9 protein-coding genes and 2 pseudogenes are annotated in these 14,077 nt (G+C 69.9%); 8 read left to right on the plus strand and 3 right to left on the minus strand.

Annotation, left to right across the window (positions count from 1 at the left end):
• Window positions 1-24: 24 nt before the first annotated feature.
• Window positions 25-882: pseudogene (locus tag ABTX81_RS18175) on the minus strand (tyrosine-type recombinase/integrase); the annotation flags it as partial.
• 13 nt (window positions 883-895) lie between these two features.
• Window positions 896-1,105: pseudogene (locus ABTX81_RS39660) on the minus strand (nuclease-related domain-containing protein); the annotation flags it as partial.
• Window positions 1,106-2,071: 966 nt separating this feature from the next.
• Between ABTX81_RS39660 and ABTX81_RS18190 the strand changes: the two are divergent.
• From ABTX81_RS18190 to ABTX81_RS18200, 3 genes are all read left to right on the plus strand, one after another.
• Window positions 2,072-3,808, plus strand: coding sequence for an ATP-dependent nuclease (locus ABTX81_RS18190; protein WP_350546512.1), 1,737 nt, complete (start codon window positions 2,072-2,074; stop codon window positions 3,806-3,808).
• Between the two features lie 465 nt (window positions 3,809-4,273).
• Window positions 4,274-4,708, plus strand: coding sequence for an MmcQ/YjbR family DNA-binding protein (locus ABTX81_RS18195; RefSeq protein WP_350546515.1), 435 nt, complete (start codon window positions 4,274-4,276; stop codon window positions 4,706-4,708).
• Window positions 4,709-4,791: 83 nt separating this feature from the next.
• Window positions 4,792-7,248, plus strand: a complete 2,457-nt coding sequence (locus ABTX81_RS18200) for an ATP-dependent Clp protease ATP-binding subunit (RefSeq protein ID WP_502892800.1) — start codon at window positions 4,792-4,794, stop codon at window positions 7,246-7,248.
• A gap of 52 nt (window positions 7,249-7,300) precedes the next feature.
• Here ABTX81_RS18200 and ABTX81_RS18205 read toward each other — a convergent pair whose 3' ends face one another.
• Window positions 7,301-8,173: a metallophosphoesterase family protein gene (locus ABTX81_RS18205; protein WP_350546519.1), complete on the minus strand. Its 873-nt coding sequence runs from the start codon at window positions 8,171-8,173 to the stop codon at window positions 7,301-7,303.
• Between the two features lie 156 nt (window positions 8,174-8,329).
• On the opposite strand from ABTX81_RS18205, the gene ABTX81_RS18210 reads away from it, so the two are divergent.
• The 5 genes from ABTX81_RS18210 (at window position 8,330) to ABTX81_RS18230 (ending at window position 14,077) form a co-directional block, all read left to right on the plus strand.
• Window positions 8,330-9,199 (plus strand): S1 family peptidase, encoded by an 870-nt coding sequence (locus tag ABTX81_RS18210; RefSeq protein WP_350546522.1) that lies wholly within the window; start codon window positions 8,330-8,332, stop codon window positions 9,197-9,199.
• 155 nt (window positions 9,200-9,354) lie between these two features.
• Window positions 9,355-10,818 carry a S28 family serine protease gene (locus tag ABTX81_RS18215; RefSeq protein ID WP_350546525.1) on the plus strand — a complete coding sequence of 488 codons (1,464 nt, stop codon included), beginning with the start codon at window positions 9,355-9,357 and terminating at the stop codon, window positions 10,816-10,818.
• Between the two features lie 121 nt (window positions 10,819-10,939).
• Window positions 10,940-11,569, plus strand: a complete 630-nt coding sequence (locus ABTX81_RS18220) for a TetR/AcrR family transcriptional regulator (protein ID WP_350546528.1) — start codon at window positions 10,940-10,942, stop codon at window positions 11,567-11,569.
• The gene (locus ABTX81_RS18225; protein WP_350546530.1) at window positions 11,553-13,190 is read left to right on the plus strand and encodes an acyl-CoA dehydrogenase family protein; all 1,638 of its coding nucleotides are present in this window, start codon (window positions 11,553-11,555) and stop codon (window positions 13,188-13,190) included. The genes ABTX81_RS18220 and ABTX81_RS18225 overlap by 17 nt, the downstream gene beginning before the upstream one ends.
• Window positions 13,187-14,077: an amidohydrolase family protein gene (locus tag ABTX81_RS18230; RefSeq protein WP_350546533.1), complete on the plus strand. Its 891-nt coding sequence runs from the start codon at window positions 13,187-13,189 to the stop codon at window positions 14,075-14,077. The genes ABTX81_RS18225 and ABTX81_RS18230 overlap by 4 nt, the downstream gene beginning before the upstream one ends.

Raw genomic sequence — 14,077 nt, forward strand, 5'->3', positions numbered from 1 at the left:
GACCGGCTGCGTGCGCTGTCGAAGCTAGTGATCGGAATCTGTGGCCACGTCGTCGCGCTGGAGCGTCTTCCGGACGGCCTCGCTCATGCGGTCGGCGATGGCCCGGTCCCGGTCGCTGGTCATGTGCTGGTAGATGAGCGCGGCCCGGGTGCTGCTGTGGCCCATCCTGGTCATGAGCTCACGGGTGCTGGCCCCGTTCTGGGAGGCGAGCGTGTTGCCGGAGTGGCGGAGGTCGTGGAAGTGGTCATCCTCACTGACCCCGGCCGCGGTGCGGGCACGGATCCAGTCGTCCCGGAAGTTGCTGCGGGGGAGCTTGCCGCCGCGGGGCCAGATGAACAGGTGCCCGTCCGGGCCGGGGCCGGCGTAACGGTCGAGGTGGTGGGCCAGGTCATCGACGATCTTGGCAGGAAAGGCCACCGGCCGGAAGCCCGCGCGGCTCTTCGGCGCCTTGTCGTAGAGCCGCCCGCTGTTCAGCTCCGCCTGGTTGCGCTGGACCCGGACGAGCCGGTTCGCGAGGTTGACGTCCCGCCGGCGGAGCGCGGCCAGCTCGCCGAAGCGGAGCGTGGTGAAGGCGGTCAGCAGGACCAGGGCCCGCCAGCGCGGTCCGATCGCCTCGGCGACGGCGAACACTCTGTCACGGAGAGAACGGGACGCTCCGGCACGTCGTAGGTGTCGGTTCCCTTGATCCGGCACGGGTTGCGCTGGATCAACTCGTCGTCGAGGGCGGTGTTCATGATGGCCCGCAGCAGTTGGTACGCCTTGACCACCGAGGGCTCGCCGGCCCCGTCCTCCAGCAGCGCGGACCGCCAGGAGCGCACCCCGCGCCGGGGTGATCTCGGCGAGCGTCCGGTGGCCCAGGCCGGGCTGGATGTACTGGCGGAGCCCCGGGTGGCCCGATCACCACATGGTCGATGTCCGCACCGCTCGGCAGCGGGACGGGGTGCAACACGTACCAGCCCTGGGCCCGAAGCCCGTCGAGCAGTCCGCCGACCAGCTTCTCCCCGTCCAGCCCCTTGCTCAGTTCGGACCGGGTGAGGTTGTCTCCGGAGAGCTTGGCTGCCACGCGCACCAGCCACTTCCGCTTGCTCTCGTCAGCTTGGATCACGCCCCGGACGCCCTGTCCGGGACGGTTTCGAGGCAAGGTCGTCCTCAGCTGTGTATGGCGGCAGAGCGGGAATCGCCGCCGGCGGCACGGGCACGGGCGGTGAGGCCGGCGGAGCCGGGGCGCGCTGTGAGGCAGGAGCCGGGGGAGGCGTTGAGAGCGTGTAGACCACGGTCAGCGGAGGGATCGACCGGCCACTGGTCCGGCACCAATCCCTGACCCGATCGAGCGCCGGCGACTCGTGTGCGGCATCGGTGATCGTGACCACCCCGGTCAGGCAGTCCAGCCATGCAACGGCTTGACCACGCGGGCCCGGCAGGTTGACGTACAGCCGATCCTTGCCCGCCCGACGCCACGGGCTGACAGCCAGCTCCTCCACTCTGACCCGTCCGCAGATGACCTGACACGAGATCAGCACTCGGCAGGGGTCTTGGCAAGACGGCGATCGGCCACGCTCGACCAAGGTTCATGGATGGGGAGGTGGGAGGGGGTTGTTATGACTTTCGCTACTTCATCAAGGGCGCGCACGGCGCGCCAGCGCGCGGCCCAGGCCGCTCGCCGTCGCTCCTGTCTTCGCCCCGCTCCGGCGGCGGCCGGCCACGCGCACGGGGCTGAGGTCAGAACTGGCGGTGGCTGGGGCGGGCTCCTCCGCGGTTTACCCACCTCTCCGGACTGGGACCCGAGTCGAGCAAGACCGGGGGCCACTCGGCCAAATTGCGGTCAGGCCCAAAGAGCCCGGACCGAGTCGCAACAGCTTACGGCCCCCGATCATGCTCGACCCCAGACCTGACAGGACACCGGCCAAAACCGCTCCACCGCCCGAGTGGGACGACGCTGGGCACCTCGGGGCGGCCTATCAGACGCATGCGCGAGTACGCAATTCTTATAGCGAGAAAGCCTGCTGGCGTGGTAGGACGGTCCCCAACAGGCGGATTGCTAAGCGCAGGATGGTAAGGCGAGGGGCGTTAGTTGATCAAGGATCTCAAGCTGAGGAACTTTAAGGCTTTCAACGTCTTCAGTATCAACTTCCGTCAGACGTCTCTGCTAGTTGGGCCGAACAGTGCCGGGAAGAGTACGGTCCTCGCTGCATTGCGCCTTGCGGAAGCATGTTTGCGTCTCGCTAAGCGAGTCAAGCCCTCAGTGCCCAACTCGCACGGTGGCGCGTGGTATCAGACCTACCCGCTTCCGGTTCGGGATTTTGCCGCACTCAATGAGAGTGTTCGCCATAATTTCCGAGATAGCGAAACAAGCCTTGAGTTGCGATGGAAGAACGGATGCAAGCTTCGAATTGTCTGGCCCGAGGTAGTGCCTTACGAGGATGCGCCAGAGCCCTTTTTCTACCTTCTTGACTCGACGGGAAATACTCCTCGGACGACTGCGGCGGTAAAGGCGAGCTTCTCGACCATTGGAGTCATTCCCACTCTTTCTCCCCTTGAGCACGAAGAGCCGATCCTTGAGGATTCGACTGTCCGGAAGAATCTTTCCGGGAGGCTCAGCAGCAGGCACTTCAGGAACCAGCTTCGTCTTCTTGTCAAGTCGGGCGAATGGAACGATTTTCTGGCCTTTGCCTCACCTTGGCTGGCCGGAATCCGTCTCAAGGAGCCGGTCCTTCGCTATGACACGTCAAGTATTGATGTATTTTTCACCGAGCTTGGCAGTGGCGTGGAGAAGGAGCTTGTCTGGGCTGGCGATGGGGTGCAGATCTGGCTGCAGCTTCTGCTGCACATTTATCGAGCCCAAGACTTGCCTACCCTGGTTCTGGACGAGCCCGAGGTCTTTCTGCACGCCGATCTCCAGCGCCGACTGATCCGAATGCTTGAGTCCATGGATTCTCAGGTGATTCTGGCGACTCACTCTACGGAGGTGCTCGCTGAGGCCGACCGGGACTCAATCGTCTGGGTTGACAAGTCCAGGCGCTCGGCCGTCCGCGCCCCACAGGATGGGACTTTGGTCGAGCTCGATGCCGCACTGGGGACCTCTTTCAATCTGGCGATGGCAAAGGCGCTCCGAGCCCGAGGTGTCCTCTTTGTCGAAGGGAAGGATACTCGAATCCTCAAGCGCTTGGCGAGAAGTCTTGGCCTGAGCAGGCTTTCGGAGGAGAATACCTTGGCGATTGTCCCCATGAATGGCTACACGAAGTGGGAACAGGCTCAAGCGTTCGGCTGGTTCTTGAGGGAATTTCTTTCAGATTCTGTTAAGGCGATGGTTATTTTCGATCGAGACTATCGAACCGCTGGTCAGGTTGATGATGTGGTTGGGAAATTTGCTGCCGTCGATGTCAATGCTCATGTCTGGAAGAAGAAGGAGCTTGAGAGCTACTTGATCATTCCGACTGTAATCTCGCGCCTTGTGAGGTGCCCGATTGGTGAGATTGAATCCATCCTTGATGGAATCATGGTCGGAATGGAAGACAAGATCACTGCTCGCCTCCTGTTTGAGCGCCAGGAGGCGGAGAAGTCGACTGGGCGGAGCGTAGCAACTATTAACGAGGCGGGGCTCGTGGAGTTTCGGCAGAAGTGGGCAAAGTCCTCATATAGGTATAATTTTTGCCCCCCAAAGGAAGTGCTGTCTACCCTGAATCGAGAGCTTCAGGCTCGGAGTCTAAAGGCGACTTCCTTCGAGGCTATTTCTAGCAATGCTCGACCTGATGAGCTGGACCCTGAGATGGTTTCGTTGCTGCGTCAGATCGAGGAATTGGGGACGTGACGGGCGGGCGGCCACTGATCAAGATCCGGACCAGGACATCGCCGAGGTCTAGCGCTCTGCGCGTCGGCCAGGGCAGCGAACCCTAGAGGCAGGTTTTGCTTAGCGGACCGTAGATCTGTCGACGCTTGTGGGGCGGCTGGAGTCGTGCCACAGATGTGCCAGATCGGGTGGTACGTGACGGACTGACGGCGGACTGGGAGGCAGGTACGGCAAGGCCCAGGTCACCGCTGGTCCCGCACGCCAAGCCTTACAAAGCAGATGTCGGCGGTTCGAAACCGTCCGCGCCCACCTTGCGAATGGACGGAACGACGGCTGAGGCCCGGGCCGGGACGGATGTCCCGGCCCGGGCCTCAGGTGTGTGTGGTCCCTCCGTATGGCTTCTGGGTCTGGGCTGATGTCTCGCTCGGGGGGAGGCGGCCTCCTGGATTTCCCCTGAATGATCATGGTGTTGCCCCGGCTCGGGGGATGGCCGGGTGGGACGTCGTGGCTAGGGTGGGGTGGAGGCAGGGGAGGGAGTGGGGAGTGATGGGTGTGACGGCGGAGGAGTTGTTCGAGTTCGCTTCGGGGTTGCCGGGGGTGACGGATGATGAGGCGTTCGGTCCCGGGGTGACGGTGTTGAAGGTGGAGGGGAAGGTGTTCGCGGTTCTGCGGGACGGGGAGGGGGAGGGGGAGGTGTGGGTGACGCTGAAGTGCGAGCCGGGGCTGGCGTCGCATCTGCGGGAGCAGTACGCGGCGGTGGGGCCCGGGTATCACATGAACAAGCGGCACTGGAACACCGTGGTGCTGGATTCGTCCGTTCCGGACGACGAGGTACGGGAGATGGTGGAGCACTCGTGGGAGCGGGTGGTCGCGGGGATGGGTAAGGCGGACCGGGAGCGGTTGCGGTTGCAGCGGGGGTGAGCGGGCCCGCTTCGGGAGGCGGGGGGTGGTGGGGTGTGTTTGTGTGGGCGCTAACCGTTTGGGAGAGGTGAGCCTCCGTGACCATGCCGCCGTTCGGGTCCAATGACCCTTTCTCCGATCTGCTCAGCCGGTTCTTCGGGATGAGTCCGCTGGCCTCCCCACCCGCTGTGCAGCGGGTGCCGATCGGGCGGTTGCTCAGTGAGTCGGCGCAGGAGTTGCTGGCCACGGCCGCGCAGCGGGCGGCCGAGGACGGGAGCAGTGATCTCGACACCGCGCATCTGGCGTGGGCGGCCACTCGGGTGGAGCCGTCGCGGCGGATGCTGGAGCGGGCCGGGGTCGACCCGGACCGGTTGGCGGGTGATCTGGAGAAGGCCCTGCCGTACGGGGAGGGGGACGTGGACGGGGGGCCCGCGCTGACGCCGGCCGCCAAGCGGGCGCTGCTCGCCGCGCACGCGCGGTCGCAGGGGGCCGGGGTGTCGTACATCGGGCCGGAGCACATCCTCGGCGCGCTGCTGGAGGAGGAGCGGTCGGGGGCCGGTGCGGCGTTACGCAATGTCGCGCCCTCGCAGGAGGCGCTGCGGAGCGTCCTCGGGGGCGAGCGCGGTGAGCGCGGTGAGCGGGGACAGAGCCGGACGCCCACCCTGGACGAGTACGGCCGCGACCTCACCGCGGAGGCCAGGAGCGGCCGGCTGGACCCGGTGGTCGGCCGCGCCGAGGAGATCGAGCAGACCGTCGAGATCCTCTCCCGCCGGACCAAGAACAACCCGGTGCTGATCGGCGAGCCGGGCGTCGGCAAGACGGCGATCGTGGAGGGCCTGGCCCAGCGGATCGTGGCCGGGGACGTGCCGCAGAGCCTCAGGGAGAAGCGGGTCGTCACCCTCGACCTCACCGCGCTGGTGGCCGGGTCCAAGTACCGGGGCGAGTTCGAGGAACGGCTGAAGAGCGTGATCGACGAGGTCACGGCGGCCGAGCAGAGCGTGATCCTCTTCCTCGACGAGCTGCACACCGTGGTCGGCGCCGGCAGTGGCGGCGAGGGTTCGATGGACGCGGGCAACATCCTCAAGCCGGCGCTGGCCCGCGGCGAGCTGAGCGTGGTCGGCGCGACCACGCTGGACGAGTACCGCAAGCACGTCGAGAAGGACGCCGCGCTGGAGCGCCGCTTCCAGCCGGTGCTGGTGCCGGAGCCGAGCGTCGAGGAGACCGTCGAGATCCTCCGGGGCCTGCGCGACGCCTACGAGGCGCACCACCAGGTGCGCTTCACCGACGAGGCGCTGGACGCGGCCGCCACCCTCTCCGACCGCTACGTCAGCGACCGCTTCCTGCCGGACAAGGCGATCGACCTGCTGGACCAGGCCGGCGCCCGGGTGCGGCTGCGCAGCCTGAGCGGCTCCACGGTCGCGATGCCGGTCCAGGACCGGATCACCAAGCTGCGCCGCGAGCTGGAGGAGGCGGTGGCGGACGAGGAGTTCGTCCGGGCCGCCAATCTGAAGACCGAGCTGCGGCAGACCGAGGACGAGCTGGCCGCGGTCGCCGAGTCGCGCGAGCAGGTGGTGGCGGTCACCGCGGAGGACATCGCCCAAGTGCTCTCCAGCCGCACCGGCATCCCGGTCGCCGAGCTGAACGCGACCGAGCGCGAGCGGCTGCTGAAGCTGGAGGAGCACCTGCACGAGAAGGTGATCGGCCAGGACCAGGCGGTCACGGCGGTCGCCCAGGCGGTGCGCCGCGGCCGGGCCGGGATGGGCGATCCGGACCGGCCGACCGGCTCGTTCCTGTTCCTCGGCCCGACCGGGGTCGGCAAGACTGAGCTCGCCAAGGCGCTGGCCGCGCTGCTGTTCGGCGACCCGGACCGGATGGTCCGCTTCGACATGAGCGAGTTCCAGGAGAAGCACACCGTCTCCCGGCTGGTCGGCTCCCCGCCCGGGTACGTCGGCTACGACGAGGCGGGCCAGCTCACCGAGGCGGTGCGCCGCAAGCCGTACAGCGTGCTGCTCTTCGACGAGGTGGAGAAGGCCCACCCGGACGTCTTCAACCTGCTGCTCCAGGTGCTGGACGACGGCCGGCTGACGGACGCCCAGGGCCGCACGGTCGACTTCCGCAACACCGTGGTGATCATGACGAGCAACATCGGCTCGCAGCGGATCCTCGACCACGCGGGCGATGTGGACGAGATCGAGGACGAGCTGATGCGGGACCTGCGCACGCAGTTCCGGCCGGAGTTCCTCAACCGGATCGACGAGGTGATCGTCTTCCACGCGCTCACCCGCAAGGACCTGCTCCAGGTGGTGGACCTGCTGCTGGACCGCTCCCGGCGCCGGCTCAAGGCCCAGGACGTTGAGTTGGAGGTGACGGAGGGGGCGAAGGAGTGGCTGGTGAACCGCGGCTACCAGCCGGAGTTCGGGGCCCGGCCGCTGCGGCGGACGATCCAGCAGGAGCTGGACAACCGGATCTCCAACCTGCTGCTGGACGGCAGCGTGCGGGAGGGCGACACCCTCCGCGCGGAGGTGTCGGACGGGCAGCTGACGGTGGTGCCGGCCGGATAGCGGCGGGACGGACGGCGCGCCCGGGGAGCCCCCGGCGCGCCGTCCGCGCGCGTCAGGCGTCGGGGAAGACCTCGCGCAGCAGCGGGTCCGGCAGGCCGCGCTTGCCCCACTCGCGCGGGTAGCCGAGGGACACCTCCTCGAACGGGACCCCGTCGTAGCTGGTGCGCCGGGGGATGTGGAGGTGCCCGTAGATCATGGTGGCGGTGGTGAAGCGGCGGTGCCAGTCCGCGGTCAGCTCGGTGCCGCACCACTGGGCGAACTCGGGGTACCAGAGGACCTCGGTGGGCTGCCGGACCAGCGGGTAGTGGTTGACCAGCACCAGCGGCAGCTCCGGGTCGTGCTCGGCGAGCCGCTTCTCGGTCAGCCGGACGCGCTCGCGGCACCAGGAGTCGCGGTCCGGGAACGGGTCCGGGTGCAGGAAGCGCTCGTCCGCGCAGACGACGCCGGACTCGTAGGCGACCGCCAGCGACTCCTCCTTGGTGGTGGTGCCGGGGGCCCGGAAGGAGTAGTCGTACAGCAGGAACAGCGGGGCGACCGCGACCGGGCCGCCCGCGCCGGTCCACACGGGGTACGGGTCCTCGGGGGTCACCACGCCGAGCTCGCGGCAGATGCCCAGCAGGTGCTCGTAGCGCTCGACGCCGCGCAGCTGGACCGGGTCGTTGGGGTGGGTCCACAGCTCGTGGTTGCCGGGGGCCCAGATCACCTTGGCGAAGCGCTCGGCGAGCAGGCCCAGGGCCCAGCGGATGGTGGTGGTGGACTCGGCCACGTCGCCGGCCACGATCAGCCAGTCCTCCGGCGAGCCGGGCCGCAGCTGTTCGACCAGCTCGCGGTTCTGCTGGTAGGAGACGTGCAGATCGCTCACGGCGAGCAGCCGGCCCCCGGCCCCTCCCCGGCGCGTGCCGTCCGCGTGGTTGTCGCCCGCCATGTCAGCCCCCCAGGTGGTCGTCCCTGCCGTCCGGGCCACAGTACCGGGGTCCGGCGGCCGGAACACGGTGCCCGGATCCCCGGCCGGCGTCACAGCTCTTGACAGGGCGTCATGTCCGCGCCAGCTTTGGGGCACCCCCACACCGAGAGGTCTCTCATGAAGAAGCCGCTCATAGGCACGCTGGCCGCGCTCCTGACCGCCGGGGCGACCGCCCTCGCCGGAGCCCCGACCGCGACCGCCACCACCGCCACCACGGCCGGTGGCGCGGACTCGGCACAGGCCGGCAAGGTCGCCGCCGTCACCTTCGCCGGCACCGTGGCCCTCAGCAACTGTTCCGGCTCGCTCGTCCGGTTCCCCGCCTCCACCGCCAACGACCCGGCGCTGGTGCTCTCCAACGGCCACTGCCTGGAGACCGGTATGCCCGGCCCCGGCCAGGTGGTCGTCAACCAGGCCTCCAGCCGCAGCTTCACCCTGCTGAACGCGAGCGGCGGATCGCTGGGGACGCTGCGCGCCAGCAAGATGGTCTACGGCACCATGACCGACACCGATGTGTCGATCTACCAGTTGAACACCACCTATGCCGCGATCCAGTCGCGCTACGGCATCGCCCCGCTGACCGTCGCGGCCACCCACCCCGTCCAGGGCACCTCGATCAAGGTCGTCTCCGGGTACTGGAAGAAGATCTACTCCTGCTCGGCCGACGGCTTCGCCTACCGGCTCAAGGAAGCGGACTGGACCTTCAAGGACTCCCTCCGCTACACCTCCACCTGCAACGTCATCGGCGGCACCTCCGGCTCGCCGGTCGTGGACGCCGCCAGCGGCCAGGTCGTCGCGGTGAACAACACCATCAACGAGAGCGGCCAGCGCTGCACCCTGAACAACCCGTGCGAGGTGGACCAGAACGGTGCGGTGACCGTCCGTCCGGGCATCGGCTACGCCCAGGAGACGTACCTCATCCCCGCCTGCTTCAGTGCCGGGAACAAGCTCGACCTGACGAAGGCAGGCTGCACCCTGCCGCGCCCCTGACCAGCTGTTTCGTCCCCGATGGGCCATCCGCGACCGGCGGGTGGCCCATTCGGCCGTCTACCGGACGGCCGGTCCGCCCGGCGGCCGCGCGCCGGTCGCCGGAGAGTGGTACGGACCACCGCACCGCCCAGTTCCGTTGACCCGATGGAGAGTTGATGACCACCACGATCAGAAGACTGCTGGTCGCCGTTCTGCTGATACCGCTGCTCGGCCTCGGCCTGGCCCCGACGGCCCTCGCCGCCGGGCCGCAGGCCCCGGGGACGGGGGCCGCCCCGGTGGCCGACGACCCGTCGGCCGACCTCAAGGACCGCCTGGCGGCGATCCCCGGGATGACCGTCACCGAGGAGCAGCCCACCACCACCGGCCACCGCTTCTTCCTGCTCACCTACACCCAGCCGGTCGACCACAACCGCCCCTGGCTGGGCACCTTCCAGCAGCGGCTGAGCCTGCTGCACCGCGGCTACGACCGGCCGACCGTCTTCTTCACCAACGGCTACACGCTGCGCACCGCGCCCACCCGCACCGAGCCGGCCCGGCTGGTCGACGGCAATCAGGTCTCCATCGAGTACCGCTACTTCACGCCGTCCCGGCCCGCGCCCGCCGACTGGTCCAAGGCCGGCATCAAGCAGGCGGCCACCGACGCGCACCAGCTGATCACCGCGCTGAAGCGGATCTACCAGCAGGAGTGGCTCTCCACCGGCGGCTCCAAGGGCGGCATGTCCTCCACCTTCCACCGCCGCTTCTTCCCGGACGACGTGGCCGGCACCATCGCCTACGTCGCGCCCAACGACGTCGACGACCGCGAGGACTCCGCGTACAGCCGGTTCTTCCGCAACGTCGGCACCCCGGAGTGCCGGGCCGCGCTGACCGGCACCCAGCGCGAGCTGCTGGCCCGCCGCGACCGGCTGGAGGCGCGCTACGCCGCCGACAACGCCGCCGCCGGCTCCACCTTCACCACCATCGGCAGCGCCGACCGGGCCTACGAGCTCGCCGTGCTGGACTCGGTCTGGGCGTTCTGGCAGTACAGCCTGGAGGCCGACTGCGTGAACGTCCCGGGCGCCGCCGGCACCGACGACGCGCTGTACGCCTGGCTGGACGCGCAGGTCGGCATCACCGGCAACAGCGACGAGGCGCTCGCCGGGTACACCGCGTACTACTACCAGGCCGGCACCGAGCTGGGCTCGCCCGCGTTCGACGTCTCGCACCTCAAGGGCCTGCTGCACTACGACTACAAGGAGCTGTACGCGCCGCGCACCTACGTGCCGCGCTCCATCCCGATGCGGTTCGACCCGTCCGCCATGCGCGACATCGACCGCTGGGTGCGCCACTCCGCCGAGCGGATCATCTTCGTCTACGGTCAGAACGACCCGTGGGGCGCCGAGCCGTTCCGCCTCGGCCGGGGCAGCGAGGACAGCTACGTCTACACCGTGCCCGGCGGCAACCACGGCGCGAACATCGCCAGGCTGCCGGCCGCCGAGTCCGCCGCGGCCACCGCCAAGGTGCTGGAGTGGGCCGGCCTCGGCTCCGACGCCGCCAAGGCGCTGAACGGCGGGTACCAGGTGCCGCCGATCGGCCCGCTGGACGAGGCGGGGCTGAAGCAGGACCGCGTCCGGCTGTAGTGCGCCGGTAGTCCGCCGTTCCGTACGACACGAGGGCCGCCCGCCCACCGGGCGGCCCTTCGTCGTGCCGCAGGGTCCCGCGTCCCTTCCCGAAGCACTGAATCAGTGCTTCACTTCTTCCATGGCCTACCGACGCACCCCCGCCGTGCAAGCCCGCCTGGACGCCCAGCGCGAGGCGGTGCTCCAGGCCGCGGTCGGCCTGCTCGCCGAGCGCGGCTACGGCGGCTGCAGCATGGCCGCGGTCGCCGAGCGGGCCGGGATCGCCACCGGCTCGATGTACCGGCACTTCGCGAGCAAGGCGGACCTGTCCGTCGAGCTCTTCCGCCGGGTGGTCACCCGGGAGGTCGCCGCCGTGCACGAGGCGGTCGCCCGGCACGACACGCCCCGGGAGCGGATCGCGGCCGTCGTCGAGACCTTCGCCGCCCGCGCCCTGCGCGCCCCCCGGCTCGCCCACGCGCTGCTGGTCGAGCCGGCCGACACCGTGGTGGACGCCGAACGCCTGGTCTTCCGCCGCACCTTCCGCGACGTGCTCGCCGCCGAGATCGCGGCCGCCCTCGCCGCCGGCCGGCTGCCGCCCCAGGACCCGCAGCTGACCGCCGCCGCGATCGTCGGCGCGACCGCCGAGGCGCTCACCGGCCCGCTCGCCGCCGTCCCCTCGCCCGACCCCAGGACCACCCCCGACGCCGTGGTCCCCGCGCTCGTCTCCTTCACCCTCCGAGCCCTTGGAGAACGCGATGCCAGCGACGCATGAAGTCACCAACCAGGTTCCGCTCCCGTACGGGCACGACACCGCCGCCGACCCCGCGCTGCTCGCGGCCCTGCACCGGGCCGGCGCCGGCTGGGCCGAGCCCGGACTGCGCGAGCTCGGCCGGCTGGCCGGCTCCGAGCAGGCCGCCGAGTGGGGCCGGCTGGCCAACGAGAACCCGCCGGTGCTGCGCACCCACGACCGCTTCGGCCACCGGATCGACGAGGTCGAGTTCCACCCGTCCTGGCACGAGCTGATGCGCACCGCCGTCGGCCACGGCCTGCACGCCGCCCCCTGGCGGGACGACCGGCCCGGCGCGCACACCGCCCGCGCCGCCAAGTTCTTCGTCTGGGGCCAGGTCGAGGCCGGCCACACCTGCCCGGTCTCGATGACCTACGCCGCCGTCCCCGCCCTGCGCGCCACCCCCGCGCTGGCCGCCGAGTTCGAGCCGCTGCTCGCCGCCACCGAGTACGACTTCGGGCTGCGCGAGCCGCACGGCAAGCGCGGGCTGATCGCCGGCATGTCGATGACCGAGAAGCAGGGCGGCTCCGACGTCCGCACCAACACCACCACCGCCGTCCCGCAGCCGGACGGCAGCTACCGGTTGACCGGCCACAAGTGGTTCACCTCGGCGCCGATGTCCGACCTCTTCCTCACCCTCGCCCAGGCACCCGGCGGGCTCAGCTGCTTCCTGCTGCCGCGCGTCCTGCCGGACGGCGGCCGCAACCGGCTCCGGCTGCAGCGGCTCAAGGACAAGCTGGGCAACAAGTCCAACGCCTCCGCCGAGATCGAGTACGACGAGGCGTACGGCCTGCTGGTCGGCGAGGAGGGCCGGGGGGTGCGGACCATCATCGAGATGGTCAACATGACCCGCCTGGACTGCACCGTCGGCGCCGCCTCCGGCATGCGGCTGGGCGCCACCCGGGCCGTCCAGCACGCCCTGCACCGCCGCGCCTTCGGCAAGGCGCTGATCGACCAGCCGCTGATGCGCAATGTGCTCGCCGACCTGGTCGTCGAGTCCGAGGCGGCCACCACGGTGGCGATGCGGCTCGCCCAGGCCACCGACGCCGCGCTCGCCGGGGACGAGCGGGAGGCGCTGGTGCGCCGGCTCGGCCTGGCCGTCGCCAAGTACTGGGTCTGCAAGCGCGGTCCGGCGCACGCCGCCGAGGCCCTGGAGTGCCTGGGCGGCAACGGCTACGTCGAGGAGTCCGGCATGCCCCGGCTCTACCGCGAGGCGCCGCTGGTCTCCATCTGGGAGGGCTCCGGCAACGTCGCCGCCCTGGACGCGCTGCGCGCCATGGCCAAGCACCCGGAGACCGTCGACGCCTTCCTCGGGGAGCTGGACGCCGCCGCGGGCGCCGACCGCCGGCTCGACGCGGCCGTCGCCGGCCTGCGCAAGCAGCTCGCCGACCTCGACCAGCTGGAGTACCGCACCCGCCGGCTGGTGGAGGCGATGGCGCTGGCGTTCCAGGGTTCGCTGCTCGTCCGGTACGGCGACCCGGCGGTGGCCGACGCGTTCTGCGCCTCCCGGCTCGGCGGCGACCACGGCGCGGCCTTCGGCACCCTGCCGCCCGGCCCGGACGCGGCGGCGATCATCGACCGCGCCAAGCCGGTGCCCGCCGCATGAGCGCACCCGACCCGGCCGTCGAGGCGGCCGAGGTGCGCGCCTTCTGGCGCGGCCTCGGCCTGCCCGGCCTCATCGACGTCCATACGCACTTCATGCCGCAGAACGTCCTGGACAAGGTGTGGGCGTACTTCGACGCGGCCGGCCCGCTGACCGGCCGGCCCTGGCCGATCACCTACCGTGAGGCCGAGGAGCAACGCGTCGCCCGGCTGCGGGAGTTCGGCGTGCGGGCGTTCACCGCGATGCTCTACCCGCACAAGCTCGGCATGGCCGAGTGGCTCAACGCCTGGGGCACGGACTTCGCCGCCCGCACCCCCGACTGCCTGCACACCGCCACTTTTCATCCCGAGCCCGGCGCCGGCGCATACGTGGCCCGGGCGCTGGCCGACGGCGCCCGGGTGTTCAAGGCGCACCTCCAGGTCGGCGGCTGGGACCCGAGGGACGAGTCGCTCGACGCGGTGTGGGGACAACTCGCCGACTCCGGAACGCCGGTGGTCACCCACTGCGGCTCCGGCCCGGTCCCCGGCAAGCACACCGGTCCGGGTCCGATCGGCGAGGTGCTCGCCCGCCACCCCCGGCTGGCCCTGGTCGTCGCCCACCTCGGGATGGGCGAGTACGCCGACTTCCTCGACCTCGCCGAGCGGTACCCCGGGGTGCGGCTGGACACCACCATGGCGTTCACCGACTTCGCCGAGCGGACCGACCCGTTCCCGCGCGCCGAACTTCCCCGGCTGCGAGCACTGGGCGACCGCGTCCTGCTGGGCAGCGACTTCCCCAACATCCCCTACCCGTACCGGCACCAGCTGGAGGCGCTGGACCGGCTCGGGCTGGGGGAGGACTGGCTGCGCGCCGTCTGCCACGACAACGCGGCTGCGCTGTTCGGGATCTGA

The sequence above is a fragment of the Kitasatospora sp. NPDC097605 genome, assembly GCF_040302725.1.
In the GTDB taxonomy this organism is placed as follows: domain Bacteria; phylum Actinomycetota; class Actinomycetes; order Streptomycetales; family Streptomycetaceae; genus Kitasatospora.